Origin of the sequence: Streptomyces sp. R35, assembly GCF_041053035.1 — a bacterium.
Taxonomy (GTDB): Bacteria; Actinomycetota; Actinomycetes; order Streptomycetales; family Streptomycetaceae; genus Streptomyces; species Streptomyces lutosisoli.
In genome coordinates, this window is record NZ_CP163440.1 from 4,525,644 (window position 1) to 4,551,296 (window position 25,653).

Consider the following 25,653-nt stretch of genomic DNA (forward strand, 5'->3'; position numbering starts at 1 on the left):
GCGCCTTCGACGGCCGTGCGGTGTCCTTCGATTGCCCTCTAATGGCCGCTCATGACCGCTACCGGCCTCGACCGACCTCTATGGACATCTGCTCATAGGCCTGGCGGCCCCGGGTCCGGCACCTACCTTCCCTGGTAGCGGGCCGCCTCCTGGCGGGCCGAACCGAGCTTGCCGTACAGGAGCTTTCCTGGGCACTCCGTCGCGAATCCGTCCCGATGGCCGGAGATCACGTTCAGTCGCACGCTCTTTCCCTTTTGGTAGAGATTGCCACCGCCCGACGTGAGGTATGTCTTGCCACGCGGATTCGCTCCGTAGAGGCCGAGCTTCCAGGCCGTGAGCCGAGCGATGGCTTGGACTGCGGCGCTCGACGGCTCCTTGTTGCCGAAGCTGCCGAGAACGGCGATCCCCATGCTGTTGGTGTTGAAACCGAGAGTGTGGGCGCCCCTGACGGCCTTCGCCACGCCCCCGGCGCGCCCTTCGTAGATGTTTCCGCACTTGTCGACGAGGAAGTTGTAGCCGATGTCGCGCCAGCCGCTGCTCACCACGTGGTAGCGGTAGATACTGCGGATGACCGAAGGGGCTTGGGAGCAGCTGTAGTTGTTGCCCGAAGCCGTGTGGTGAACGAAGGCGGCCTTGACCTTGTTCGTGTAGACGAAGCCGCCCTCGCGCAGGCTCTCGTTCGCGCCCCAGCCGCGGCGCGTGACGATGCGCGGGCGTGCGCCTATGTACGGCTTCGCGCTGAGCTCGCCCCAGCGTGCGACGAGGAATTCGCGCTCCGTCTCCTCTTGAGAGAGCGCGGGGATCTCCAGGGCGCCGAGGGGCGCGAGATCGACGTTGACGGCGGACGCGGCGGCGGCCTCGGGAGAGAGTGCGTCGGCGTGCGGGTCGTCCATGCCGGCGCCCTCGTGAGCGCTCAGGCGTGGGTTGCCCACCGGTGCGCCCGCGGGCGGGGCGTCCGCGCCGGGGTCGACGAGTTCGAGGTGGAGCCCCCTGGGGAGCGGTGAGTCGCCCGGAGCCGTCGCCCGTTCGTCCTCCTCCGCCTGGACGCGCACTTCGACGCCGTCCGAGTTCCCCACCCACAGGGGCGCCGTGGAGCCGCGCACCCGGCCCGATGCGGCCTCGGCGGTGTCCGGGTCGGCCGCGTGCTCGTGGTTGTGCGTCTCGACGTCCTGCCAGCCGGACCAGTCGCCGCTGGCGACCGTACGGGTACGGACCTGGACGCGTCCGTACAGCTCACTGTCCGGGTTGTCCCAGACGACGCCGACCAGGGAGAACGGCCGTACGCCCCGTCGCGTGAGCCCCTGATCGGGCGCGGCGGAGCCGAGGGAGCGCTCGCCGGAGAGCGGGACGAGCGGCAGGGACTGGGTGCTGCCGGGGACGGCCGGCTCGGACGTCCCCGCCGGGGGCTCTGCCTGCGCCGGGGCGGTCAGGGCCAGTGGGAGGGCTAGTGCGGCCGCGCAGGTGACGCCGACCGAGGAAGCAAGGAATCTACGCATGCCCCCGATCGTGGACATAGGCATACATATCTGTCCATTGGGGAATTGACGGACCGTCTGGGGGGCGCTCGTCCGAACCGGTGGCGCGGGCGGCCGGTCCCGCGCGTCGCCCCCGCGTACGCTTGCCGGCGTGAACGCCACCGACCGCACCCCCGCCGACCTGCTGCGATCCGCGCTCGCCGCGGACCCCGCGCGCCCCCTGGTGACCTTCTACGACGACGCCACGGGCGAACGTGTCGAATTGTCCGTGGCCACCTTCGCCAATTGGGTGGCCAAGACCGCCAATCTGCTCCAGAACGAGCTGTCCGCCGAGCCCGGCGAGCGGGTCGCGCTGCTGCTGCCCGCGCACTGGCAGACCGCGGTGTGGCTGCTCGCGTGTTCTTCGGTCGGCGTCATCGCCGATGTCGGGGGCGATCCCGCCGCCGCGGACCTCGTGGTGAGCGGACCGGACACGCTGGACGCGGCCCGCGCGTGCTCCGGGGAGCGGGTGGCGCTCGCGCTGCGGCCCCTCGGCGGGCGCTTCCCGCAGCCGCCGGAGGGCTTCGCCGATTACGCCGTGGAGGTGCCGAGCCAGGGTGACCGCTTCATGCCGTACGCGCCGGTGGATCCGGAGGAGCCGGCGCTGATCGTCGCCGGGGCCGAGTACACGGGGGCCGAGGTGGTTGAGCGAGCTCGGGCCGACGCCCCCGGGTTCGATCTCACGGGGCCGGGGTCCCGGATTCTGTCGGCGCTCCCCTATGACACATGGGAGGGGCTCAGTGCCGGGTTGTACGCGCCGCTCGCCACCGGGGGGTCCGTGGTGCTGTGCCGCCACTTGGATCAGCTCGGGGAGGATGCGGTGGCCAAGCGGGTGGAGAGTGAGCGGGTGACCGCGACGGCTCGCTGAGGGAGCCGTGGGGGTTGTTTGTCGGCTGCAGGCCGTCTGTGGCTGGTCGCGCCCACGCGGCGGAGCCGCATATCGACACAGCCCCGCGCCCCTAAAGGGGCGCCCCCCCTCACCCAGTGTCATCCGTTCGGCCCATCAAAGGCCCCCCTCCCCGCCCCCTCCGAGCCATGGTCGTAAGAGCAGTTCGACACGCTCGTACGCCATGAGGGGTGGACCGACACGTGACCGACACCGTAGGTGCGCCCTCCGGACGGCCGGAGGGGCCGGGGCTCGGGGCGTCGCCCAGCGGAGGCGGGCTCATACGTCGGCGGCGGCGGTGGCTGCGTTACACAGCGATCGGTGTGGCCGTCGTGGTGCTGGGCGCCGTGGGGGTCGGCTGGGCGGCGTACGAGAAGCTGAACGCGAACATCACGCCGGACAACGCCGCCGCCGCCGAGCTCGCCCGGTACGGGAAGGAGCGGCCCACCGCGCTGGTGCGGGACGCTCAGAACATCCTGCTGATCGGGTCGGACTCGCGCTCGGGGGACGGAAACCAGAAGTACGGGCGGGACTCCGGGACCGAGCGCTCCGACACCACGATCCTGCTGCACCTGGCCGCGAACCGGCGCAGCGCGACCGCCGTCTCGCTGCCCCGCGATCTGATGGTGGACATGCCGAGCTGCCGACGGCCGGACGGCAGCCGCACCAAGCCGGTGTTCGGGATGTTCAACTCGGCCTTCGAGGTGGGCGGTTCGGCCTGCACGATCCGGACCGTCGAGAAGCTCACGAACATCCGCGTCGACCACCACATGGTCGTCGACTTCCACGGCTTCAAGGACATGGTCGATGCCGTGGACGGTGTCGAGGTGTGCCTGAAGGAGCCCATCGACGACAAAGAGGCCAAGCTGAAGCTGCCCGCGGGCAAGGTCTTGCTCAGCGGCGAGCAGGCCCTCGGCTACGTCCGCGCCCGCAAGAGCATCGGCGACGGCAGCGACACCGACCGGATGGACCGCCAGCAGCGGTTCCTCGGCGCGCTCGTCAACAAGGTGCGCAGCAATGACGTCCTGCTCAATCCCGCGAAGCTCTATCCCGTGCTCGACGCGGCCACCTCGTCGCTCACCACGGACCCGGGACTGGCGAGCCTGCGCGGGCTGTACGACCTGGTGCGCGGCATGCGCAACATCCCCACGGAACATGTGCAGTTCCTGACGGTGCCCCGGACGTCGTACGTCCTGAACGTGAATCGCGACCAGCTCGTGGAACCCGCGGCGGCGGAACTCTTCGCGCGGCTGCGGGCGGACGCGCCGGTGGCGGTCTCGAAGAACCTTCCGGAGGACTCCGCTGTCCTTCCGGAGGTTTCCGCCACAAAAAGCAGCAATACGACAGGCGGAAGCACGTACGACTCCTCGGGCAACTCCTCCGGCGGCCACTCCCGCGACTCCTCGTCCAACTACGAAGTGGAGTCCTACGGCGACGGAAAGTCGAGGGGCAAACGGCCCGGCGGACCGGCCGGCGGCCCCGAACCCGCGCCGACTTTCCGGGGGAACACGGCGGCCGAGGACGCCTGCGGGTAAAGCGCACACCAAGGCGGGGAACTGCTGAGCTAAGAAGTCTCTGAGAAATAGGGCGGATTGCCCAGTTGTAGGGGCGTTGAATTTGTCACGGCCGTCGCTCGACGCTGAACTGGGCGGATAGTGTGAGCGATCCGGTGCACCCGGCCACGAGGTCCGTCCTGGAGGTCGCGCACTGGTTGACCGAGACCCGAGCGCCTTTAGAGGGGGGAAAAGGCGCCGCGTGGCCCCGACGGAGGATTCAGACAACCGTGGACGCGCAAGGCCGTGGGCGGGCGGACAACATCGACCCCGCAGACCAGTGGGTACTCAACCCGAGCACCGGCGAATACGAACTGCGACTGACCCCTTCCGCACCGCAGTCGGGGGTACCGAGACCGCGGCGGAGCGCTCCCGCGGGAGCGCGTGCCCGCAGCGCGCCCGGCCGGGACCGCGAGGCTCCTGGTCGCGAGACTCCGAGCCGCGATGTGCCGGGGCCGCGCAGGCGCCGGGCGGAGCCGCCGGAGCCCGTTCCGGGCCGCCGTCGGGGGCGTACGAAGCCCAAGAAGTCCAAGGCGAAGAAGATAGTGCTGTGGACCGGCGGCACCATGGCCTTCGTGCTGGTCGCCGTCTCGGCCGCCGCGTACGCCTACCTCAAGCACCTTGAGGGCAACGTCAACACGACGGACATCGGCAGCGCGGGCAAGAAGGGCTTCAGCAAGGACGAGGCCTTCAACATCCTGATCATCGGTACGGACAAGCGCACCGGTAAGGGCAACGAGGGCTACGGCGACAAGAACAGCGTCGGGCACGCCGACACCAACATCCTGCTGCACGTCTCCAAGGACCGTACGAACGCGACCGCGATGAGCATTCCGCGCGACCTGATCGTCGATGTCCCGGACTGCAAGACCAAGCAGGCAGACGGCAGCTTCAAGACCATCACGGGCACGCAGAACGTCCGCTTCAACACGAGCCTCGGCCAGGCGGGCCGCGACCCGGGCTGCACCATGAACACGGTCAAGGCGGTCACCGGCATCGCGCCGGACCACTTCATGATGGTCGACTTCAACGCGGTCAAGACGCTGACCACGGCGGTGGGCGGTGTCGAGGTCTGTGTGGCCCACGCCGTCAACGACAAGGAGTCGAAGCTCAAGCTGCCCAAGGGCAAGTCCGTTGTCGAGGGCGAGCAGGCGCTGGCCTTCGTGCGGACCCGGCACAGCTTCGGCAACCAGGGCGACCTCGACCGCATCAAGGTGCAGCAGCAGTTCATGGGCTCCCTGATGCGCAAGATGAGCTCCAGCAACACCCTCACCAGCCCCACCAAGCTGATAAAGCTGGCCGAGGCCGCCACCAAGGCGCTCACCGTGGACACCGGCATCGGCAGCGTGAGCACGCTCAAGGACATCGCCCTGGAGCTGAAGAAGGTGCCGGCGAAGAACATCACCTTCACCACGGTGCCGGTGATCGACAACCCGACCGAGAAGGTCCACGCGACGGTCGTCGTGAACCCGACGACGGCACCCGCGGTCTTCGACGCCATCAAGAACGACGTCTCCTTCACCGCGGTGAAGCAGAAGGAGAAAAAGGAGAAGGCCGCGGTCGCCGCCCGCCTCAAGGGCACCCGCTCCGCCGCCGCCGACATCCGCGTCGACATCTACAACGGCGGCGCCGATGCCGGCTCCGCACAGGCAACTCTTAACTGGCTGCAGAATGATGAGGGCGTGCTCAAATCCAGCCAGCTCGGAAACGCTGACGAAACACTCAGCAAGACGACCCTGGAGTACTCTCCCGACCAGGCCGATCAGGCGCGCAAACTGGCGGATCTCATGGGGCTGTCCGCTTCGGCGATGAAGCCTGGCAAGAGCGAGAAGAACTCACAGGGTCTGCCCGCGATCGTGCTGACCCTGGGCAAGGACTTCAAGGGCGCCGGGGTGTCGATGACCACCCCGACGAAGGCGCCCGACGTCGACAAGTCGACGGCGGACAAGACGGTGTGCGCCAGCTGATGACCTAACGGGTCTGTCAGGCGTCTAACAGGACGCGAGGAGCGTCCTGCGGGGCGCTGGAAGCGTCCTGCGGGGCGCGTGACGGACCCGTTTGTCAGGCGCAGGGTGGGGAGGGGCGGAGAGATGGCTCAAAGCGGTGTGCGTGGGGAGGGAGCACGACCACGCGTCCGGCACGCCGGCGGGTCCGGCGGAGCCGGTGCGCACGGCTGGGACGACAGTCTGTACGACGAGAACGGTGATCCCGTTCATCGGGTGGACGACGGTTCGGTACGGACGGCCGACGCCCATGGGGCTCCGACGGCCGACGGCGACGGAGTCCGTGCGGCCGACGACACGATGCCGCTGAAGCCGCAGGGCCACGGGCGGCACGGCGGCGGTGGCGGCCGCCGGCGCGGGGGCGGGGGGCGCCCGCGTCGCAGACGTCGCATCCTGCGCTGGTCCGCGATCGTCCTGGCGGTTCTGATACTTGGCACCGCTGGTGCCGGTTATCTCTACTACCAGCACCTGAACGCGAACATCAAAAAGAAGGACCTGAACATCGGCGACCCGAAGGACCGGGCCGCCAAGTCGAAGGCGAACGCGGCGGGCCAGACCCCGCTGAACATCCTGCTGATCGGATCGGACGCCCGGGACTCCACGGAGAACCAGAAGCTCGGCGGCGCCAAGGACACCTTCGGCACACCGGCCCGCGCGGACGTCCAGATGCTGCTGCACGTGTCGGCGGACCGCTCCAACATGTCGGTGGTGAGCATGCCGCGCGACACGCTGGTGTCCATCCCCAAGTGCACGGACCCGGACACCGGCAAGGTCTACGCGGCCGAGACCAACGTGATGACGAACGACTCGCTGGGCCGCGGCGGCCCCGGCTGCACGGTCGCCACCTGGGAGAAGCTGACCGACATCCACATCGACCACTTCATGATGGTCGACTTCTCGGGTGTGGTGTCGATGGCGGACGCCATCGGCGGCGTCCCGGTCTGTGTGGACGCCAACATCTACTCACACACCTCCTCCGGCCACGGCTCCGGTCTGAAGCTGGAGAAGGGCACCACGTCCATCAAGGGCAAGCAGGCCCTGCAGTGGCTGCGCACGCGCTACGGCTTCGAGGACGACACGGACATAGCCCGGACCAAGGCCCAGCACCAGTACATGAACTCGATGGTGCGCCAGCTGCGGGAGAACGCCACACTCGGCAACCCGGGCAAGCTGCGCAAGCTCGCGGAGACGGCCACCACCGCGCTCACCGTGGACGACGCCCTCGGAACCGTGACGAAGCTGTACGACCTGAGCAAGGAACTGAAGAAGGTCCCCACCAAGCGCATCAGCATGACGACGATGCCGTGGCAGTACGCGTCGCCCACCAGCGGCCGGGTGGTGCCCAAGCCGACCGACGCGGCGAAGGTCTGGCGTCTGCTGCGCGAGGACATCGCGCTGGACGGCAAGGACAAGAAGAAGACCACCAAGGACAAGGCCTCGTCCGACCCGGCCGCGGCGGACGACGCGATCGCGGTGCAGGTGCAGAACGGCACCCGGACCTCGGCGCTGGCCCCGGTCAGCGGGCGCGCGTCCGCGGTGACCGAGCTGCTCGTCGGCAAGGGCTTCACCGAGGCCAAGGCCGACACGACGACGGCGACCACCGAGGCCACGACGGTCATCCGCTACCCGAGCGCCGACCTGGAGGGTGACGCCCAGCGGGTCGCCAAGTCCCTCGGCATCCCGTTCAGCGCGGTGAAGAAGTCGACGGACGTCTCCGGGGTCACCCTGGTCGTCGGCGCCGACTGGCGGTCGGGCACCACGTACACGGCGCCGGAGGACGACGACAAGACGCCGGCGTCCGCGAAGCTGGACAAGGGGACGGACACCAAGGCGTGCATGCACGTCGACCCGGATTACATCTGGTCCTAGCCGGCGGCAAGCACAGACGAGTGGGGCCCCTCTCGAAACCGAGAGGGGCCCCACTCGTCTGCACAGAAGCTCAACTCATACGCACAGAAGCTCAACTCATACGCACAGAAACTCAACTCACATGTACTGAAGCTCAGTTGGAGCTGCTGAGCACCGCCGGCCGCCGCGACGCGATGACCTTCTTGGCCAGCGCCTTCGGGCTGGTGAGGAAGCCGAAGCCCCACGACATGTGCATGGTCGCGAGGGCGACGGGAATCTGGAGGCGCGCCTTCAGCGGCAGCCCCTTGCCCGCGGGCAGCGAGCCGAGCGCGATGGCCGCGAGGTAGCCGCCGGGGACGAGGAAGCCCCAGGGGGTCAGCGCGGCGCCCACGACGACACCCGCCGCGATCGCGCACACGGCGGTCGGCGGGGCGAGGTAGCGCAGGTTGATGGAGCCTTCGTGGTAGCGGGCGACGACGTGCCGCCAGCGCCCGTAGTCCTTGTACTGCTTGGCGAGGGCGCGCACGCTCGGCCGCGGCCGGTACGACACCCGCAGCTCGGGCGAGAACCAGATGAGGCCGCCCGCTTCCCGGATCCGGAAGTTCAGCTCCCAGTCCTGGGCGCGGATGAACTCCTCGTTGTAACCGCCCTGCTGCTCCAGCGCCTCGCGCCGGAAGACACCGAGGTAGACGGTCTCGGCGGGAGCGGCCTCGCCACCCGTGTGGAAGGCGGCGTTCCCGACACCGATCTTCGAGGTCATCGCGGCGGCGACCGCGTGCTCCCAGTCGTTCTCGCCCTCGGCGTGCATGATGCCGCCGACGTTCTGCGCGCCGGTCTCCTCCAGGAGGCGTACGGCGGTCGCGATGTAGTTCGGCGAGAGCATGCCGTGCCCGTCGACGCGTACGACGATGGGGTGCCGGGACGCCTTGATCGCCGCGTTCAGCGCGGCGGGCGTGCGTCCGGTCGGGTTCGGCACGGTGTGCACACGCGGATCTTCGGCCACGAGTTCGGCGGCGATCTCGTCCGTACGGTCCGTGGAGGGACCGATGGCGATCACGACCTCCATCTCGCCGTCGTAGTGCTGCGCCAGGATCGCTTGGACGGCCCCGCGCAGATGCCGCTCCTCGTCGAGGACGGGCATGATCACAGAAACGGCGGGGGGCCGCACGTCAGACTTCTCGCTCATCGGACGTCACGTTACCGCGAACGGGGGACACGGGCGCGCGCCGCCCGGCCTAAGGCCCGGGCCGCAGATCGTATCGGCCTACGGTTCTCACGGATCCCCACGCCCAGCCGCGCGGAACGCATCCCTCCCGCGTCCTCGCGGAACGCATCCCCCGTCCAGCCTCGCGGAGGTGTCCCCCTTGTCCACGCCGCCCCGCTCCCCCGTCCGCCCCCAGCGCCACCCGCAGCCGTCCCGCTCCCGGCGGCCATCTGTGCAGCCGCCCGTACGGCGCAAGAAGCCGCGCTGGGCCATGCGGGTGGTGACCACTCTCTCCGTGGTGGTCCTCGCCTCGGCGGGCATCGGGCACGCGGTGGTCACCAGCCTGGACGCGAACATCGCCCGCGTCGACCCGTTCAAGGACATGAAGAACCGCCCCCGGGCCGGCCACGGCATGAACGTGCTGCTCGTCGGCACCGACGGCCGGGACAAGATCACGGAGGCGGAGCGGCGGACGTACCGGCTGGGCGGCGCGCCCTGCCACTGCACCGACACGATCATGATCGTGCACATCTCGGAGGACCGGGGGCGGGCCAGCATCGTCAGCCTGCCGCGTGACTCGTACGCCGAGACGCCCGCGCACATCGACGAGACCACCGGCGAGCGGCACGGCCCCCACCCGGTCAAGCTCAACGCGGCGTACGCGGAGGGCGGCCCGAACCTGACCGTGCGGACCGTCGAGAACATGACCCACGTCAAGATCGACCACTATCTGGAGGTCGACTTCACCAGCTTCATGAAGACGGTGGACGCGCTCGGCGGCGTGCGGATCTGCACCGCGCAGCCGCTGAAGGACTCCTACACCGGGCTCGACATGGCGGCGGGGACGCACGATCTGAACGGCGGGGAGGCCTTGCAGTACGTCCGCTCGCGGCACGCCGACGGGTCCTCCGACCTCGGCCGGATGCAGCGCCAGCAGCGGTTCCTGGCGGCGCTGGTCTCGCAGGCGACCTCGTCCGGGGTGCTGATGAACCCGATGAGGTTCCGCGACGCGACGCGGGCGGTGCTCGGCTCGGTGCGGGCCGACAAGGGCTTCGGCACGGACGAGCTGCTGGACCTGGGCCGGGCGATGCGGAACTTCTCCCCCTCCTCGTCGGAGTTCACGACCGTGCCGATCGGGCAGATGGGATTCGCCGTGAAGGGCATCGGTTCGACGCTGAAGTGGGACCCGGCGAAGTCGCAGAAGCTCTTTCAGGCGCTGCGCGACGACAAACCGCTCGCGGTGCACAAGGCAGGACCCAGGGCCCTGCGCGTCGACGTGGCCCCGCAGCAGATCCAGGTCCAGGTGGAGAACGGGACGGCCACGGCGGGCCTCGGCAAGCGTGTCGACAGCGCGCTCGCCGCCACCGGGTTCCGTACGACGCACCGGCCCACCAGCGCGGTGGACCGGACTCTGCGGCGCACCATCGTCTCGTACGACCCCCGCTGGGACCGCTCGGCGCAGTCCCTCGCGACCGCGCTGCCCGGCGCCGAGCTACGCGCGGTCCAGGGGCAGGGGCCGGTGCTGAAGGTGACCGCCGGGGCGGACTTCAAGGAGGTCAGGCGGGTGCGGGCGGAGGATCCGTCTCAGGGGGAGTTCGGGGTGGTGACGGGGGATCAGGTGACGTGTCCGTAGGCCTGGCTTGTACGGACACCAATCCGGGGCGCCTTGGTCTCCGTATCCCTGACGGGCGTCGCTAGTCGTCGAGGCCTTCCGCCGCGCGCTTCTCGCGCAGTTCCATGATCGCGCGGCGGCGGGCCAGGCGGTGGGTGCGGCGGATCTGGGCCTCCTGGCAGCGGCGCTCGTCGCGGTCGGTCTCGGGGAGCACCGGGGGGACGCGGCGGGGCTTGCCGTCGGCGTCGACGGCGGCGAAGACGAGGTAGGCCGAGCCGACCTGCTGGGGTGGCGTGGACTCGTTCCAACGCTCGGCGAGGACGCGGACGCCGACCTCCATGGAGGTACGTCCGGTCCAGTTGACCTGAGCCTTCACATGGACGAGGTCGCCTACGCGGACGGGTTCCAGGAAGGCCATCTCGTCCATGGACGCAGTGACGGCGGGCCCGCCGGAGTGCCGCCCGGCCACCGCGCCCGCCGCGTCGTCGACGAGCTTCATGATGACGCCGCCGTGCACCGTTCCGAGAAGGTTGGTGTCGTTGTGGGTCATGATGTGGCTGAGGGTGGTCCGGGACGCGGAAGTCGGCTTGCCTGGAATGTCTGATTCCGGGCTGGAGGCCTGGTCTGTCATGGCGTCCACCCTATGCCGGGGCGCGCAAGGGCTGCTTTGCATCAGCTCTGCAACAGGCGTGACCCAGATCTCCCCACTCTCTTGTAAGGCCCACAGTGGTGCCCTGCACACTGGTCGGCATGAACGATTGGCCCGACGGGTGGTCCGGAGACAACCGCAGCAACGGCGGCAACAGCGGCAACCGCTACGGACGCGGCAGCGCAGGCGCACAGCCTGAGGGCGCGCGCGTCATGCGGCAGGTCCGGCGTGGTCCGGCGGCGCCCGCTCCGGGCAGCCCGGCCGCGCCGCCGCCGTCGTACGGCGGGGTGCCCCAGCAGCCGACGTACGACGACGGGCAGGGGTACGACGACCCGTACGACTCCGGCTACAACACGGGCCAGGTGTACGGGTCCCCGAACGGGCCCGGCGGTCCGCAGGGCCCCGGCGGTGGCGGCTCGCGCGGCCCGCGCCCCGCGCCGAACTGGCGGCGCCGGATCAAGTGGACCGCGATCACGCTGGTCACGCTGCTGGTCGTGGTGTCCGTGAGCACGTACTTCTGGGCGGACTCCAAGCTCCACCGTGACGTGGATCTCTCGACGGTCATCGACCGGCCCGACGCGGGCGAGGGCACGAACTACCTGATCGTCGGTTCCGACAGCCGCGCCGGCATGTCCGCCGAGGAGAAGAAGAAGCTGCACACCGGGTCCGCCGAAGGCAAGCGCACGGACTCGATGATGATCCTGCACACCGGCGACAACGGCTCGACGCTGATCTCGCTGCCCCGCGACTCGAACGTGACGATTCCCACGTACAAGGGATCCACGTCCGGCAAGACCTTCCAGGGCACGGGCCGTCAGGTGAAGCTGAACGCGGCGTACGCGGAGGACGGGCCGACGCTGCTGGTCCGCACCATCGAGGCCAACACCGGTCTGCACATCGACCACTACGTGGAGATCGGCTTCGCCGGCTTCGCGAACATCGTCGACGCGGTCGGCGGTGTGGAGATGAACCTCGACCAGGGCTTCAAGGACAAGTACTCGGGCGCGGACTTCAAGAAGGGCAAGCAGACCCTCAACGGCGAGCAGGCCCTCGCCTTCGTCCGCACGCGGCACGCCTTCGCGGCGTCGGACCTCCAGCGCACGAAGAACCAGCAGAAGTTCCTGGCGGCCCTGGCGCACCAGGTCGCGACGCCGGGCACGGTCCTGAACCCCTTCAAGCTGTACCCGACGATGGGTGCGGGCCTCGACAGTCTCACCGTCGACAAGGACATGAGCCTGTGGGACCTGGCCGACATGTTCTGGGCGATGAAGGGCGTGACCGGCGGCGACGGCAAGTCCATGAACATGCCCGTCTCCGGCTCCACGGGCGGCAACCTCGTCTGGGACAAGGCCAAGGTGAAGACGCTGGTGAACGAGTTGCAGAACGACGAGAAGGTGACGGTCAGCGGCAACTGACGCCGTCACCGCCGCCTGGGCGGCCTACGCCCGCGCGTGGGCGAGCAGCGCGACATGGGGGAGGGCCAGCCGCCCTCCCCCGTCCGCGAACTCGCCGCTCAACCGCTCGTACTCCTGCCTGATCCGTACGACCGTCTCCGGTTCCTGCGAGGTGACGACGAGGCCGATGGTGGCGACGCCGGCCACGGCGCCGCCCCACCACTCCTCGACGGTGGCGCGGTGGTCCCACTCCAGTTCGGTGGATTCCACCGCGGTGAACGCGGCTTCCTCCAGCAGCTCCGCGAGCCCTTCCGGCGTCCGGGCGAAGTCCTCGGCCGGGTCGCGCCGGGGCAGACCGGCCGGCGGTACGGCCCCACCCGCCTCGCAGGCCCGCACGAGCAGGTCCTGCCCGGCGCCGCGCCGGGCGCTCCACAGAGTCAGCACAAGGCGGCCGCCGGGGCGCAGTACGCGGCGCAGTTCGGCGAGCGCGGCGCGCGGGCGGCCGACATGGTTGAGGACGAAGTTGGCGACGACGGCATCGAACTCGCCGTCGGCGAAGGGAAGTTCCGGCAGGGCGGCGACGCCGGCATCGACACCGCCGGCGCGCGCGGCCGCCACCATCCCCGCATCGGCGTCCACAGCACGGACGCGCGCCCCGCGCCGCCGCGCCGCCATGGCCGCCGTCCCCGTCCCGGTGCCGGCATCGAGGACGTACGTCCCCGCCGTCACCTCCGCCGCGTCGAGCAGCGCCCCCACCGGGTACGCACACAGCCGCGCGAAGCTTGCCGCGTAGGCCTGTGCCCGCCCGTCCCACATGGTCCGCTCAATGGCGTCGAAGGCCTCCGCCGGGCTCCTCATGTGAAGTCCGCGTAGGCCAGGTGCCGTGCACAGTGACGGCAGCGGAAGAGGTAAGCCGTGGGCTGGCCGTCGGCGTCCAGAACGGACAGGAACTCCTCACCGAAGTCCGCGGCCAGGGCCTCCAGCGCGTCCGGGTGCGGCGTCAGTTCGCGGATCCCGGCACGGCCGAGGAACTCGGCCGCGTCCTCGCAGTGAGTCAGCCACCGCTCCTGCTGCCAGCCACCGAAGCCCGGGGTGCGCTGCTCGACGGTGCGCACGACATCCGCCGGCACGCGGCCGTCCACCTCGGTGAACTGCGCCTCGTAGCGCGCGGCGGCGCTGCCGTCCGCGAGGCACCACGGGCACAGCGCATGGCTGAGGTCGGCGACGGCGTACACCGGGCCCGCGTACACGTAACCGCGTCGCTGCCCACAGCACGCGCAGCGCGCCCGCGACGGCACCAGCGAGCCCGTGGCCAACGGGTCGGGGTGGTACGGGAAGCAGGGCAGGGGCGGCGGGGCGGCGGGGTCGGTCACGGCTCCACCCTGCCCTACAACGGATCAAGGACACCCGGGAGGGTGTCCTTGAGGCCGGTCAGGCGGGTGTCACATCCGTGCGCCCGCCATCGTGCGGCACATCTCCGCGCAGCGGCGACAGGACTCGGCGCAGCGCATCATCTGGGGATCGTCCGGCATGGACATGCACGCCTCGGCGCACATGTCGCACGCCTTGGCGCACATGACGCACATCTCGGCCGACATGGGCGACCTGCGCATCATCATGTCGGCGCACATGCGGGTCATCTCGGAGCAGTCCATGAGTGCGCGCATGATCTGCATCTGGGCCTGTCCGCCCATCTGCATGCACGAGCTCATGGTCTCCTCGCACACGGTGTGGCAGGACATGCACGCCTCGACGCAGTCCTGCATCTCCTTGGTCATGGCGGTCATGGTTCCGTGCTGCTGCATGGCTCCTCCTCGTGGTGGTTGGGCCCGGGTCGGGCCCGGGGTGCCCTTCCGTCGTACGCCTGCCGACCGTCCCGCGCCATCGGGCAGACGCGAACAATCCGCTACGAATGCCTCACCACCGAAGGGACAAAAGCTTCCATAATCTCCCTGGAGGGTGGGGTGCCAATACGCCGATTGGTACGTACGGGCCGGCGCGTCGGGGTCGAGTCGGGGTCAGGGGCGGGGCGGGCAACTGCGCCCTGGCCGGTGGCCCGCCGGGGGCGGATGTCAGGGTGTTCCCCATGACGATCTCCCCGCCCCCGGCTCCGCCGTCCGGCAGACCGCCTTTCGACGCGGTGCTCTGCGACGTCGACAACGTGATCCGGATCTACGACCCGGCCCCCGTGTCCGCGCTGGAACAGGCCGCCGGACTGGCCGCGGGCACCGTCATGAAGGTGGCGTTCGCGCCGGAGACGGTACTGCCGCTGCTGGTCGGCCGGATCACGCCGGACGAGTGGGCGGAGTCGGTCGCGTGCGGCCTGACCGGGCTCGTGTCCCAGGTGACCGCCCGGGAACTCGGCACGGCGCTCGCCCGCTCCCCCTTCCGGGCCGACGGGACGGTCGTGGCCCTGCTGCGCGGGACCCGCGCCCAGGGGCTCCGCCTGGTCCTCGTCTCCAACGCCACCGTCCAGCTGGAGGAGGACCTGGAGGTGCTGGGGCTGACGGACCTCGCCGACGACGTCGTCAGCAGCGCGCGCGTCGGGATCGCCAAGCCCGACCGGCGCATCTTCGAGATCGCCGTCGAACGGGCGGGGGTCCCCGCCGAGCGGTGCCTCTTCGTGGACGACACCATCGAGAACGTGGAGGCGGCGGCCGCGCTCGGCATGCGAGCGGTCCACTACCGCGAACCGGAGGACCTGCGGCGCGCGCTGGCCGGCCGGTGACCGTGCGTCAGATGCGGTGCGCGGGATCCCAGCCGGTCGCCGCGGCCCATGTCTCCGCGTGGCCCGGCCGACACGTCACTGTGCGGTGCGCTCCGCGATGAGCCGGCGGCACTGCTCTGCGCGGGCTGCCGGTTCGTCGTCCGACGCGGAGAGTTCCGCCAGGTAGTGGAGCAGGTCCGTGAGGGCATCGTGGTCCGGGCCTCCTGAGAGGAAGACCTCGGTTGCCTCCGCCACGTTGGCTTCCGGTTCCAGGAGGCCCCTCGGGTCCGGGCCGTGGGGGCGGCAGCGGCGGGGCGCAAGCAGGGCATCTCCATCGAGCTGTGCGCCTGCACGAAGGGCGAGAAGTCATCGTTTTGGAAACTCTTCAGTTCTGGTTGTCCAGCCACTTCTCCAAGTCGGCCGGTCGGCATCTGAGGGTTCAGGTAGTTGGCCACGTCATCGACGGTCATCAGCTTGGTCAATCACTCCTCCAGAAAACAGAAGAGCCCCCGAGGAGCCTCGGGGGCCATTTCAAATGGGGTGCAGGGTGCGGAACCGTCGCGACTACGCCTCGTCGCCTGACACGGCCGCCAGAATGCTCATCGCCTTCTCGGTCAGCTCTCCCCCGGCCTTTCCGGCAACCGCACTGAGGCAGCCGTCACGTCTCGCCTTCTTCAGATGGTCCTTCACAGTCTCGGGCCGACGCTCAATCAGCGCCGCCAGCCGCTGCACAGGAGCCACCGCCCCCTTGTCCGCCATGTTCTTGTACGTGACCGCGAGCAATGCCAGGTAGCGGTCCGAGACCCCCTCATTGGCCAGCAGTAGCCCAGCCGCCTCGCCTGACTCTGTGAGCTTCTTGGCCGTGTCATCCAAGACGCTTTGCGCCTCCGGCGCCATCTTGGCCAGCTTGAGCGCTGCGGCGAGGTCGAGCCTCCGCAGCACAGTCGTTGAGATGCCCCGTGCAACGTCACGAGGAGGCGCATCAGCAGTCGGCTCGATGGTGATGCGCTGGGGGCCGCCGCTCACGGGCCCAGTTGGCCACCACATTCGCACTGTCCACCCCCCTTGCTGCTGCTCGATCTCAAAGCCGCTCTCGTCTGCAAGAAGATCCGGCACGCGGGGAGCCGCGCTAAGGAGATCCGCGAACACAAGAGCAAGGCAACCCGCCTGACGACCCGCGAGGTCCTGGCGATGCTGGATGGCTGCCCGCCCCGGTACCGAGCGATGATGTGGCTCATGGCGGGGTGCGGGCTGAGGCTCGGTGAGGCCATGGCCGTCGCCCGGGATCAGATCGACTTCAAGACCGAGACGCTTCGCGTGGACTTCCAGATCACCGAAGACGGCGAGACCGAATCCGGCAAGAACAGTGCGATCCAGCGGCGGCACATCAGGAACCACGCTGTATGGGGGCCGGAACGGCTTCTGTTCCCCAACGTCACGCGCACCAACTACCTCTACGCGTCGTACTTCTACCCAAAGATTTGGATGGTGGCGCTGAAGAATGGCGGGGTGCCCTACTGCAAACCTCACTCACTCCGGCACTACTACGGATCACGTCTGCTGTACGCCGGAGTCCCTGAGAACGACGTGGCCGACTGGATGGGCCACAGCAGCACGGACGTGCTCAGGGAGCACTACCACTACATCTTCGAGGGAGCCGAGCAGCGCGGCCGGGCAGCCATCGCGACCATGCCGACACCCGGCGCCGACGACCCCACGGAGAAGGAGGCGTCAGACGTCGCCTGATCCACGTACGACAACAGCCCCCGGCGCGATGCCGGGGGCTGTGTTGTTTGTGCTGGTCAGCGGCCGTTCTCGGGGCCCAAATCCCCCAGGATTCCCCCAGGATGACGCCCATGAACGCCCTTGATCGGGCCGCAACGGACAGGAAGTCGAGAGCTCCCTCACTGAGCCACCAAACTGCCTCTGACCTGCAAAAACCCTGCTACGGAAGGTTCCTCGCCATGACGATGCGCTGAACCTGATTCGTGCCCTCATAAATCTGCGTGATCTTGGCGTCGCGCATCATGCGCTCCACCGGGTAGTCACGGGTGTAGCCGTAGCCGCCCAGCAGCTGGACCGCGTCCGTCGTGACCTCCATGGCGACGTCCGAGGCGAAGCACTTGGCCGCCGCGCCCTGGAAGGTGAGGTCCGCGTCGCCGCGCTGCGACTTGGCGGCAGCCGCGTACGTCAGCTGGCGGGCGGCCTCGATCTTCATGGCCATGTCGGCGAGCATGAACTGGATGCCCTGGAAGTCGGCGATCGGCTTGCCGAACTGCTTGCGCTCCTGGACGTAGCCCTTGGCGTAGTCGAGGGCGCCCTGGGCGATGCCGAGGGCCTGGGCCGCGATCGTGATGCGGGTGTGGTCCAGGGTCTTCATGGCGGTGGCGAAGCCGGTGCCCTCGTCGCCGATCATGCGGTCGGCCGGGATGCGGACGTTGTCGAGGTAGACCTCGCGCGTCGGGCTGCCCTTGATGCCGAGCTTCTTCTCCGGGGCGCCGAAGGAGACACCCTCGTCCGACTTCTCGACCACGAAGGCCGAGATGCCCTTGGAGCGCTTGGTGGGGTCCGTGACCGCCATCACCGTGTAGTACTCGGAGACGCCGGCGTTCGTGATCCAGCGCTTCACGCCGTTCAGGACGTAGAAGTCGCCGTCGCGGACCGCCTTGGTCTTCATGCCCGCCGCGTCCGAACCGGCGTCCGGCTCGGAGAGGCAGTACGAGAACATGCCGTCGCCCTTGGCGAGCGGGGTCATGTACTTCTTCTTCAGGGCCTCGGAGCCGGACAGGATGACCGGGAGCGAGCCCAGCTTGTTCACCGCCGGGATCAGGGAGGAGGACGCGCAGACCCGTGCCACCTCTTCGATCACGATGACCGTGGCCAGCGCGTCGGCGCCCGCGCCGCCGTACTCCTCGGGTACGTGCACCGCGTGCAGGTCCGAGGTGACCAGCGCGTCCAGGGCCTCCTGGGGGAAACGGGCTTCCTCGTCCACCGCTGCGGCGTACGGCGCGATTTTCGCCTCGGCCAGTGAGCGGATCGCGTCCCGGAGCATGTCGTGCTCCTCGGACGGGCGGTACAGGTCGAAATCAGCCGATCCGGCCAAGGTCTCTCACGCTCCAAGGATGCTGTGATGGTGACGCTAACTACCGTTAAGTAACCCAAATTTTAGGGGCCCGCCCACGGGAGTGATACGTGAGCTTGGCGACAGGGGGAAAACAAAGGGAGATCTGCCCGGTGAGGGCACGCACGACACGCCCCGACCAGCGCGTGACACCCCGGCCATGCGCGTGACACGCCCCGACTATGCTCGGGCAGCGCACCCACGGCCGTAAACCCCAGGAGCATCCATGGCCCTCAAGATCACCGTGATCGGCACCGGCTACCTCGGCGCCACGCACGCCGCCGCCATGGCCGAGCTCGGTTTCGAGGTCCTCGGGCTGGATGTCGTCGAAGAGAAGATCGACATACTGCGGCGGGGCGAAGTACCGATGTACGAGCCCGGGCTCGAAGAGCTGCTGCGCAAGCATGTCGCCGGGATCGAGGGGTCCACCGGGCGGCTTCGGTTCACCATGGACTGGGCCGAGGTCGGGGAATTCGGCGACGTCCACTTCGTCTGCGTGAACACACCGCAGAAGCACGGTGAGTACGCGTGCGACATGTCGTACGTCGATGCCGCCTTCGAATCGCTCGCACCGCATCTGCACGGGCCCGCCCTCGTCGTCGGCAAGTCCACCGTGCCCGTCGGCTCCGCGGAGCGGCTGGCCGCGCGGCTCGCCGAACTCGCGCCCGCCGGTGAGGACGCCGAGCTGGCCTGGAACCCGGAGTTCCTGCGCGAGGGCTTCGCCGTGAACGACACGCTGCACCCCGACCGGATCGTGGTGGGTGTGCGCAGCGAGCGGGCGGAGAAGCTGCTGCGCGAGGTGTACACGACGCCGGTCGCCAAGGGCTCGCCGTTCGTGGTGACCGACTTCCCGACCGCCGAACTGGTGAAGACCTCCGCGAACTCCTTCCTCGCCACCAAGATCTCCTTCATCAACGCGATGGCCGAGGTCTGCGAGGCCGCCGGCGGCGATGTCGCCAAGCTGGCCGAGGCCATCGGGCACGACGAGCGGATCGGGAAGAAGTTCCTGCGGGCGGGGATCGGCTTCGGCGGTGGCTGTCTGCCCAAGGACATCCGCGCCTTCATGGCCCGTGCCGGTGAGCTCGGTGCCGACCAGGCGCTGACCTTCCTGCGCGAGATCGACTCCATCAACATGCGGCGCCGCGGGCAGATGGTGGAGATGGCCCGGGAGGCGCTGGGGGGCGGGTCCTTCCTCGGCAAGCGGGTCGCCGTACTCGGTGCGACCTTCAAGCCCGACTCGGACGACGTCCGGGACTCGCCCGCGCTGAACGTCGCCGGGCAGATCCACCTCCAGGGCGGCCAGGTCACCGTCTACGACCCGAAGGGCATGGCGAACGCCAAGCGGCTCTTCCCGACGCTCGGGTACGCCGACTCCGCCGTCGAGGCCGTGCGCGGCGCCGACGTCGTACTGCATCTGACGGAGTGGCGCGAGTTCCGTGAGCTGGACCCGGCGGTGCTCGGCGAGGCGGTCACGGCCCGGGTGGTGCTCGACGGGCGCAACGCCCTCGACCCCGAGGTGTGGCGCCGGGCCGGGTGGACGTACCGGGCGATGGGGCGGCCGACCGCCTAGGACTTTCAGGACGACGCCGGTCCGGCCGAGGCTCAGTCGGCCGGACCGGCGTCTGTTGCATTCTGCACCACGTCGCTGTGCGTCGAGCGGTGTCCGCCCGACTCCCTGTGCCCGAACGCTACTTGGCGCGGTATCGGCGCATCTTCGCGCGCGCGCCGCACACCGACATCGAGCACCAGCGGCCCCTGCCCGCCGGGGAGCGGTCGTAGTACGCCCAGTGGCAGGCAGGAGCCTCGCAGGCCTTCAGGCGCGGCCAGGTGCCGTCGACGAGGGAGTCGGCGATGGCCGCCGCGACGCGGGAGGCGAGGGGTGCGGAGCCGGCGGGGGCGAACCCCGCGCTGCCGTCGCGTTCGTCGACCGTGATGTACAGGGGTGCCCGGGCCAGCAGCTCACCGAGGGGGGCGACGGTCCGGTGCGCCGGGTGACCCGCGTGCGCCAGGCAGACCACGCGCAGCGACTCGCGCAGCTCGCGTGCCGCCTCGGCCTCGCCCGGCGCCAGGCCGAAGCGGGCCAGTCCCTCGGCCGTGTCCAGGGAGTCGGCGCCCGATTCGAGGTCGAGGGTGTTCACCAGGGACTGGATCAGGGCCAGGCCGCCGGGTGCGGGCGCGCGGTCATTCATGGTTGCGACGTTACCTCTTGTGCGGGAGCATGCAGTAACCGTTACCCCTTACGGGGTTCTACGGGTAACCCGTCTTCCCTAGGAGGAGTCATGGCTCTCGCCAAGCTGGGTGTCGTCGTCCTGGACTGTCCCGACCCGGGTGCGCTCGCCGGGTTCTACGCCGAGGTGCTGGGCGGCACGGTCCAGGGCGAGGGCGACTGGGTCGACCTCGACGTGCCCGGCGGTCAGCCGCTGGCGTTCCAGGCCGCGCCCGGACACGTACCGCCGAAGTGGCCCGCGCCCGACGACTCGCAGCAGTTCCATCTGGACCTGACCGTCGACGACCTGGACGCGGCGGAGAAGGGCGTGCTGGCGCTCGGCGCGAAGCCGCTGGACGCCGAGGACCGGTCGCGGTCCTGGCGTGTGTACACCGACCCGGCGGGACACCCGTTCTGTCTGTGCGCCTGCTGACCCTGTCGGGACTTCCTGGTGTACGCCGATCCGGCGGGGCATCCGTTCTGCCTCTGCCGGATCGAACACCCCTCAGGGACGGCCGGATCGAGCACCCCCGAGAGACGGAGAGACGGGTGTCAGCCGTCGAGTTCCGCGATCTTCGCCGATGACGGTGCGCGGCGCTGCTGGGCGGCGCGGGCCGTGAAGTCCGCGCTGCGCAGGACCCGTTGGACATTGCCCCAGGTGAGCAGGGCGAGGTCGGTCTCGGACCAGCCGCGGGAGAAGAGCTCGGCGATCAGGTTCGGGTAGCAGGACGCGTCGGCGAGGTCCTGCGGGTGGGCGGCTCCGGAGTCGTACGTCCCCGAGAGGCCGACGCACTCCGCCCCGGCGAGGACGCGGACGTGGTCGAGGTGGTCGGCGACGTCCCGTACGGACGGGCCCGTCTGCTCGGCCGTCAGCGGGACGAGGCACAGGCCCTTGGCGGCGCCCAGTTCGACGAGGACGTCGTCGGGGAGGTTGGCCGGGTGGGGGCGCAGCGCGCGGGCCGCGGAGCGGGTGAACAGGACCGGGGCCTTGGAGGCGGCGAAGGCGCGGCTGATGGTGGCTTCCGAGGTGCCGGAGAGGTCGGCGAGCACGCCGAGGCGGTTCATCTCGCGCAGTACCTCCTCACCGAACCGGGTCAGGCCCGTCCCGCTCGCCCAGGAGGCGCCGGTCAGGGTGAGGACGCGCAGGCCGAGCGCGTGCAGGTTGCGCAGGATGCCCAGTGAGTCGCCGAGCGCGCCCGCTCCGGCGGGTCCGAGCATGACGGCGACCCGGCCGCAGTGCCGGGCGTCGGTGATCTCCGAGGCACTGTGCGTCATGCGCAGCCCCTCGGGGTGCGCCTGGACCACCGTCGTCACCAGGTCCAGCTGCTCCAGGGTCGCGCCGACGGCCCGGTCCCCGGCGAGGCCCTCGGGCAGGTGCAACGACCAGAACAGCGCGCCCACATGACCTTCCCTCATCCGGGGGACGTCCGTGTCCACAGCGCTCTCGCCCAGCTCCAGGTCGAACCAGGGCAGATGGCGCAGCGCCCAGGGCAGACCGCTGTAGCCGTCGGCGACGGGGTGGCCGGCGAGGAAGGCGTGGGCCCGCTCCAGCGGGTCGGCATCTGCGTCGGGCGCGGGCTCGGCGCACTCAGGGAACTCCGGGGGCTCGGGAATCTCGGGAAGCCCGGGGGAAAGCTGCTCGGCCTCCGGCCAGACGGCAGCGGGCTGGTCGAGCTCTGCCACCTCCGCGGTGGTCTTCAGTTCGTCCTGCAGGTCTGCCATGACGGGACTCCGTGGGGTGGACGGTGATCTGATCGCAGTACCGTCACCGTGGCACGGAGCCCGGGGGGCTTCCTGGTGGGTGGGGCGTTCGGGGGTACGTCCCACGGGTGCACCCACGGGTACGCCCCCGGGTACGCCCCACCCACCAGCGGGTGTGTCAGCCGTCCAGCTGCTCCAGCGTCGCGTTCGACGGGGCCCGCCGCGCCTGGAGGTCGCGGGCCACGTCCTCGGCCGCACCCAGCACCCGTACCGCGTTCTGCCAGGTCAGCTTGGCGAGGTCGGCCTTCGACCAGCCGCGGCCGTACAGCTCGGCGATGAGGTTCGGGTAGCCGGAGACGTCGTCCAGGCCGTCCGGGGTGAACGCCGTGCCGTCGTAGTCGCCGCCTATGCCGAGGTGGTCGATGCCGGCGACCTCGCGCATGTGGTCGAGGTGGTCGGCGACCGTCGAGACCGTGGCGACGGGGCGCGGGTGGGTCTCCTCGAAGACGCGGTGGACCTTCATGCCCTCGGGGGTGGTGTCGAGGTGATGGAAGCCGTTCGCGCGCATGTTGTCGTCGGCCGCGGCCGTCCAGTCGACCGCCGCCTGGAGGACGAACTTCGGCACGAACGTGACCATCGCCACTCCCCCGTTGGCGGGCAGCCGCTCCAGGACGTCGTCCGGGATGTTGCGCGGGTGGTCGCAGACGGCGCGCGCGGAGGAGTGGGAGAAGATCACCGGCGCGCCGGTCGTGTCGAGCGCGTCCCGCATGGTCGTCGCCGCGACGTGCGAGAGGTCCACGAGCATGCCCTCGCGGTTCATCTCCCGTACGACCTCACGGCCGAAGGCCGTCAGGCCGCCCACGGCGGGAACGTCCGTCGCCGAGTCCGCCCACGCGATGTTGTCGTTGTGGGTGAGGGTCATGTAGCGGACACCCAGGGCGTACAACCCCCGCAGCGTGGCGAGGGAATTGTCGATGGAGTGGCCGCCCTCCGCGCCCATGAGCGAGGCGATACGGCCCTCCGCGCGCGCCGCCTCCATGTCGGCCGCCGTCAGCGCGGCGCGCAGGTCCGACGGGTGACGGTCGATCAACTGCCGTACGCAGTCGATCTGTTCGAGTGTCGCGGTGACCGCGCCGGGCAGGTCCGAGCGGACGTACACCGACCAGTACTGGGCGCCGACCCCGCCCGCGCGCAGGCGGGCCAGGTCCGTGTGCAGGTGCGCGCTCTGGTCGGTGGCGATGTCGCGGGCGCCGAGGTCGTAACGGACCTGCTGGCGCAGCGCCCAGGGAAGGTCGTTGTGGCCGTCGACGACGGGGAACTCGGCGAGGAGCGCACGGGCCTGGTCGAGAGACGACATGCGCGTCACTTCCCGAAGCCGAAGCCGCCGGCCGCGCCCTCGACCTTGGCGCGCAGCCGCTTGCCCTTCTCGGTGGCCTGGTCGTTCAGTTCCTGCTGGAACTCCCGCATCCGGCCGAGGAGTTCCTCGTCGTACGTGGCGAGGATCCGGGCGGCCAGCAGGCCCGCGTTGCGCGCACCGCCGACCGAGACGGTGGCGACCGGGACACCGGCCGGCATCTGCACGATCGACAGGAGGCTGTCCATACCGTCGAGGTACTTCAGCGGGACGGGTACGCCGATGACGGGCAGCGGGGTCACGGACGCGAGCATGCCGGGCAGGTGGGCGGCGCCGCCCGCGCCCGCGATGATCGCCTTGAGCCCGCGCTCGGCGGCCTGCTCGCCGTACGCGATCATCTCGTGCGGCATGCGGTGCGCGGAGACGACGTCGACCTCGTACTCGATCTCGAACTCGTCGAGGGCCTGGGCGGCCGCTTCCATGACGGGCCAGTCGGAGTCCGACCCCATGACGATGCCTACAACGGGGCTCATTCGGTGATCGTGCCTCTCAGGTAGCCGGCTGCGTGGTGGGCACGCTCAAGGACGTCGTCCAAGTCGTCGCCGTAGGTGTTGACGTGGCCGACCTTACGGCCGTGCTTCACGTCCTTGCCGTACATGTGGATCTTCAGCTGGGGGTCGCGGGCCATGCAGTGCAGGTACGCGGAGTACATGTCCGGGTAGTCGCCGCCGAGGACGTTCGCCATGACCGTCCACTTGGCGCGCGGGCGCGGGTCGCCCAGGGGGAGGTCGAGGACCGCGCGGACGTGGTTGGCGAACTGGGAGGTGATCGCGCCGTCCTGGGTCCAGTGGCCCGAGTTGTGCGGGCGCATGGCCAGTTCGTTGACGAGGATGCGGCCGTCGCGGGTTTCGAAGAGCTCCACGGCCAGGTGGCCGACGACTCCGAGTTCCTTCGCGATACGCAGGGCGAGTTCCCCGGCCTGCAGCGCCAGCCCGTCCGCTATGCCGGGGGCCGGGGCGATCACCGTGTCGCAGACACCGTCGACCTGCCGGGACTCGACGACGGGGTACGCGACCGCCTGGCCGTGCGGGGAGCGGACGACGTTCGCCGCGAGTTCCCGTACGAAGTCGACCTTCTCCTCGGCGAGGACGGGGACGCCCGCGCGGAAGGGTTCGGCCAGGGCCGCGTCGTCGGCGGAGCGGATGAACCACACGCCCTTGCCGTCGTAGCCGCCGCGGACGGTCTTGAGGATGACGGGGAAACCGTCGCCCTCCTCGCCTTCCGCGAGGCCCTCCGCCGCGAACGCCGCGACGTCACCGGCGTCGCTCACGATGCGGTGCCTCGGGCACGGCACGCCGATCTCGTCGAGCTTCGCCCGCATCACGCCCTTGTCCTGGGCGTGCACAAGTGCGTCGGGCCCTGGGCGCACGGGGATGCCGTCCGCCTCCAGGGCACGCAGGTGCTCGGTGGGTACGTGTTCGTGATCGAAGGTGATCACATCGCAGCCCCTCGCGAAGTCACGCAGCGTGTCGAGGTCGCGATAGTCGCCGATGACGACATCGCTGACGACCTGCGCCGCGGAATCCTGAGGGGTGTCACTGAGGAGCTTGAACTTGATGCCGAGCGGGATGCCCGCCTCGTGTGTCATACGAGCGAGCTGCCCCCCGCCGACCATGCCGACTACCGGGAACGTCACGCTCCAAGAGTATCGGCCGCGCCACGGTGGCCGATTTCCGTGCCCGTAAGCCGGTCTTTCCCTGCCGGTGACGGCAGCTTTTCTTTGCCGGTGACCGCGTTTTTTCTTACCTGTGAGCACGTGCACAGGCATCGGGGAGGGCCGCTGGTTAGCATTGCTGCGTTGACGTACGTGACGTGAACGACCGACAAATCCGACCGACGGG

24 protein-coding genes are annotated in these 25,653 nt (G+C 69.7%); 10 read left to right on the forward strand and 14 right to left on the reverse strand.

Features of this window, described 5'->3' with window-relative positions:
- Positions 1-122 precede the first annotated feature (122 nt).
- Positions 123-1,496 (reverse strand): peptidoglycan recognition protein, encoded by a 1,374-nt coding sequence (locus tag AB5J50_RS20650; RefSeq protein ID WP_369259921.1) that lies wholly within the window; start codon positions 1,494-1,496, stop codon positions 123-125.
- 130 nt (positions 1,497-1,626) lie between these two features.
- Between AB5J50_RS20650 and AB5J50_RS20655 the strand changes: the two genes are divergently transcribed.
- From AB5J50_RS20655 to AB5J50_RS20670, 4 genes are all read left to right on the forward strand, one after another.
- Positions 1,627-2,382 carry a TIGR03089 family protein gene (locus AB5J50_RS20655; protein ID WP_327429215.1) on the forward strand — a complete coding sequence of 252 codons (756 nt, stop codon included), beginning with the start codon at positions 1,627-1,629 and terminating at the stop codon, positions 2,380-2,382.
- 221 nt (positions 2,383-2,603) lie between these two features.
- Complete coding sequence (locus tag AB5J50_RS20660) at positions 2,604-3,935, forward strand: LCP family protein (protein ID WP_369259922.1); 1,332 nt, start codon at positions 2,604-2,606, stop codon at positions 3,933-3,935.
- Between the two features lie 248 nt (positions 3,936-4,183).
- Positions 4,184-5,920, forward strand: coding sequence for an LCP family protein (locus AB5J50_RS20665; protein ID WP_369259923.1), 1,737 nt, complete (start codon positions 4,184-4,186; stop codon positions 5,918-5,920).
- A gap of 123 nt (positions 5,921-6,043) precedes the next feature.
- Entirely contained in the window at positions 6,044-7,825 is a 1,782-nt protein-coding gene (locus AB5J50_RS20670; protein ID WP_369259924.1) for an LCP family protein, read from the forward strand.
- 133 nt (positions 7,826-7,958) lie between these two features.
- Here AB5J50_RS20670 and AB5J50_RS20675 read toward each other — a convergent pair whose 3' ends face one another.
- A complete protein-coding gene (locus AB5J50_RS20675; protein WP_369259925.1) occupies positions 7,959-8,990 on the reverse strand; it encodes a glycosyltransferase family 2 protein in 1,032 nt (343 codons plus the stop codon).
- A gap of 169 nt (positions 8,991-9,159) precedes the next feature.
- On the opposite strand from AB5J50_RS20675, the gene AB5J50_RS20680 reads away from it, so the two are divergent.
- Positions 9,160-10,641 carry an LCP family protein gene (locus AB5J50_RS20680; RefSeq protein WP_369259926.1) on the forward strand — a complete coding sequence of 494 codons (1,482 nt, stop codon included), beginning with the start codon at positions 9,160-9,162 and terminating at the stop codon, positions 10,639-10,641.
- 61 nt (positions 10,642-10,702) lie between these two features.
- Here the strand turns inward: AB5J50_RS20680 and AB5J50_RS20685 are convergent, their stop codons facing one another.
- A complete protein-coding gene (locus AB5J50_RS20685; protein WP_369259927.1) occupies positions 10,703-11,251 on the reverse strand; it encodes an acyl-CoA thioesterase in 549 nt (182 codons plus the stop codon).
- A 119-nt stretch (positions 11,252-11,370) separates the two neighbouring features.
- On the opposite strand from AB5J50_RS20685, the gene AB5J50_RS20690 reads away from it, so the two are divergent.
- Positions 11,371-12,684: an LCP family protein gene (locus AB5J50_RS20690; protein ID WP_369259928.1), complete on the forward strand. Its 1,314-nt coding sequence runs from the start codon at positions 11,371-11,373 to the stop codon at positions 12,682-12,684.
- 24 nt (positions 12,685-12,708) lie between these two features.
- Here AB5J50_RS20690 and AB5J50_RS20695 read toward each other — a convergent pair whose 3' ends face one another.
- The 3 genes from AB5J50_RS20695 to AB5J50_RS20705 form a co-directional block, all read right to left on the reverse strand.
- Positions 12,709-13,521, reverse strand: coding sequence for a class I SAM-dependent methyltransferase (locus tag AB5J50_RS20695; RefSeq protein WP_369259929.1), 813 nt, complete (start codon positions 13,519-13,521; stop codon positions 12,709-12,711).
- Positions 13,518-14,036, reverse strand: a complete 519-nt coding sequence (locus tag AB5J50_RS20700) for a CbrC family protein (RefSeq protein ID WP_369259930.1) — start codon at positions 14,034-14,036, stop codon at positions 13,518-13,520. The genes AB5J50_RS20695 and AB5J50_RS20700 overlap by 4 nt, the downstream gene beginning before the upstream one ends.
- Before the next feature lie 69 nt (positions 14,037-14,105).
- A complete protein-coding gene (locus AB5J50_RS20705) occupies positions 14,106-14,468 on the reverse strand; it encodes a four-helix bundle copper-binding protein (RefSeq protein ID WP_369259931.1) in 363 nt (120 codons plus the stop codon).
- A 281-nt stretch (positions 14,469-14,749) separates the two neighbouring features.
- Here AB5J50_RS20705 and AB5J50_RS20710 point away from each other — a divergent pair, with 281 nt between their 5' ends.
- Positions 14,750-15,391 carry an HAD family hydrolase gene (locus tag AB5J50_RS20710; protein ID WP_369259932.1) on the forward strand — a complete coding sequence of 214 codons (642 nt, stop codon included), beginning with the start codon at positions 14,750-14,752 and terminating at the stop codon, positions 15,389-15,391.
- 75 nt (positions 15,392-15,466) lie between these two features.
- Here the strand turns inward: AB5J50_RS20710 and AB5J50_RS20715 are convergent, their stop codons facing one another.
- Positions 15,467-15,625 (reverse strand): hypothetical protein, encoded by a 159-nt coding sequence (locus tag AB5J50_RS20715; protein WP_369259933.1) that lies wholly within the window; start codon positions 15,623-15,625, stop codon positions 15,467-15,469.
- A gap of 309 nt (positions 15,626-15,934) precedes the next feature.
- Positions 15,935-16,396: a hypothetical protein gene (locus AB5J50_RS20720; RefSeq protein ID WP_369259934.1), complete on the reverse strand. Its 462-nt coding sequence runs from the start codon at positions 16,394-16,396 to the stop codon at positions 15,935-15,937.
- Positions 16,397-16,435: 39 nt separating this feature from the next.
- Between AB5J50_RS20720 and AB5J50_RS20725 the strand changes: the two genes are divergently transcribed.
- A complete protein-coding gene (locus AB5J50_RS20725; RefSeq protein WP_369259935.1) occupies positions 16,436-17,116 on the forward strand; it encodes a tyrosine-type recombinase/integrase in 681 nt (226 codons plus the stop codon).
- Positions 17,117-17,315: 199 nt separating this feature from the next.
- Here AB5J50_RS20725 and AB5J50_RS20730 read toward each other — a convergent pair whose 3' ends face one another.
- On the reverse strand, positions 17,316-18,473 hold the full coding sequence (locus AB5J50_RS20730; RefSeq protein WP_369259936.1) for an acyl-CoA dehydrogenase: 1,158 nt from the start codon (positions 18,471-18,473) through the stop codon (positions 17,316-17,318).
- A 244-nt stretch (positions 18,474-18,717) separates the two neighbouring features.
- Here AB5J50_RS20730 and AB5J50_RS20735 point away from each other — a divergent pair, with 244 nt between their 5' ends.
- On the forward strand, positions 18,718-20,061 hold the full coding sequence (locus tag AB5J50_RS20735; protein WP_369259937.1) for a UDP-glucose/GDP-mannose dehydrogenase family protein: 1,344 nt from the start codon (positions 18,718-18,720) through the stop codon (positions 20,059-20,061).
- Between the two features lie 118 nt (positions 20,062-20,179).
- Here the strand turns inward: AB5J50_RS20735 and AB5J50_RS20740 are convergent, their stop codons facing one another.
- The gene (locus tag AB5J50_RS20740; RefSeq protein WP_369259938.1) at positions 20,180-20,680 is read right to left on the reverse strand and encodes a CGNR zinc finger domain-containing protein; all 501 of its coding nucleotides are present in this window, start codon (positions 20,678-20,680) and stop codon (positions 20,180-20,182) included.
- Positions 20,681-20,770: 90 nt separating this feature from the next.
- Between AB5J50_RS20740 and AB5J50_RS20745 the strand changes: the two genes are divergently transcribed.
- Positions 20,771-21,130, forward strand: coding sequence for a VOC family protein (locus AB5J50_RS20745; protein ID WP_327429228.1), 360 nt, complete (start codon positions 20,771-20,773; stop codon positions 21,128-21,130).
- Positions 21,131-21,249: 119 nt separating this feature from the next.
- On the opposite strand, the gene AB5J50_RS20750 is transcribed toward AB5J50_RS20745, so the two are convergent.
- The 4 genes from AB5J50_RS20750 to AB5J50_RS20765 all read right to left on the reverse strand — a co-directional run bounded on the left by AB5J50_RS20750 (position 21,250) and on the right by AB5J50_RS20765 (position 25,448).
- Positions 21,250-22,419, reverse strand: coding sequence for a dipeptidase (locus AB5J50_RS20750; protein ID WP_369259939.1), 1,170 nt, complete (start codon positions 22,417-22,419; stop codon positions 21,250-21,252).
- Between the two features lie 157 nt (positions 22,420-22,576).
- Positions 22,577-23,755 carry a dipeptidase gene (locus tag AB5J50_RS20755; protein ID WP_327429230.1) on the reverse strand — a complete coding sequence of 393 codons (1,179 nt, stop codon included), beginning with the start codon at positions 23,753-23,755 and terminating at the stop codon, positions 22,577-22,579.
- 5 nt (positions 23,756-23,760) lie between these two features.
- Positions 23,761-24,285 (reverse strand): 5-(carboxyamino)imidazole ribonucleotide mutase, encoded by a 525-nt coding sequence (gene purE / locus AB5J50_RS20760; protein ID WP_369259940.1) that lies wholly within the window; start codon positions 24,283-24,285, stop codon positions 23,761-23,763.
- Positions 24,282-25,448 (reverse strand): 5-(carboxyamino)imidazole ribonucleotide synthase, encoded by a 1,167-nt coding sequence (locus AB5J50_RS20765; RefSeq protein WP_369259941.1) that lies wholly within the window; start codon positions 25,446-25,448, stop codon positions 24,282-24,284. The genes purE and AB5J50_RS20765 overlap by 4 nt, the downstream gene beginning before the upstream one ends.
- Positions 25,449-25,653 lie beyond the last annotated feature (205 nt).

What these genes read in the sequence shown, in the direction of transcription:
- AB5J50_RS20650 (WP_369259921.1), bottom strand. Translation starts at nt 1,496, where the DNA reads ATGCGTAGATTCCTTGCTTCCTCGGTCGGCGTCACCTGCGCGGCCGCA.
- AB5J50_RS20670 (WP_369259924.1), top strand. Translation starts at nt 6,044, where the DNA reads ATGGCTCAAAGCGGTGTGCGTGGGGAGGGAGCACGACCACGCGTCCGG.
- AB5J50_RS20675 (WP_369259925.1), bottom strand. Translation starts at nt 8,990, where the DNA reads ATGAGCGAGAAGTCTGACGTGCGGCCCCCCGCCGTTTCTGTGATCATG.
- AB5J50_RS20685 (WP_369259927.1), bottom strand. Translation starts at nt 11,251, where the DNA reads ATGACAGACCAGGCCTCCAGCCCGGAATCAGACATTCCAGGCAAGCCG.
- AB5J50_RS20690 (WP_369259928.1), top strand. Translation starts at nt 11,371, where the DNA reads ATGAACGATTGGCCCGACGGGTGGTCCGGAGACAACCGCAGCAACGGC.
- AB5J50_RS20695 (WP_369259929.1), bottom strand. Translation starts at nt 13,521, where the DNA reads ATGAGGAGCCCGGCGGAGGCCTTCGACGCCATTGAGCGGACCATGTGG.
- AB5J50_RS20705 (WP_369259931.1), bottom strand. Translation starts at nt 14,468, where the DNA reads ATGCAGCAGCACGGAACCATGACCGCCATGACCAAGGAGATGCAGGAC.
- AB5J50_RS20710 (WP_369259932.1), top strand. Translation starts at nt 14,750, where the DNA reads ATGACGATCTCCCCGCCCCCGGCTCCGCCGTCCGGCAGACCGCCTTTC.
- AB5J50_RS20735 (WP_369259937.1), top strand. Translation starts at nt 18,718, where the DNA reads ATGGCCCTCAAGATCACCGTGATCGGCACCGGCTACCTCGGCGCCACG.
- AB5J50_RS20740 (WP_369259938.1), bottom strand. Translation starts at nt 20,680, where the DNA reads ATGAATGACCGCGCGCCCGCACCCGGCGGCCTGGCCCTGATCCAGTCC.
- AB5J50_RS20745 (WP_327429228.1), top strand. Translation starts at nt 20,771, where the DNA reads ATGGCTCTCGCCAAGCTGGGTGTCGTCGTCCTGGACTGTCCCGACCCG.
- AB5J50_RS20750 (WP_369259939.1), bottom strand. Translation starts at nt 22,419, where the DNA reads ATGGCAGACCTGCAGGACGAACTGAAGACCACCGCGGAGGTGGCAGAG.
- AB5J50_RS20755 (WP_327429230.1), bottom strand. Translation starts at nt 23,755, where the DNA reads ATGTCGTCTCTCGACCAGGCCCGTGCGCTCCTCGCCGAGTTCCCCGTC.
- purE (WP_369259940.1), bottom strand. Translation starts at nt 24,285, where the DNA reads ATGAGCCCCGTTGTAGGCATCGTCATGGGGTCGGACTCCGACTGGCCC.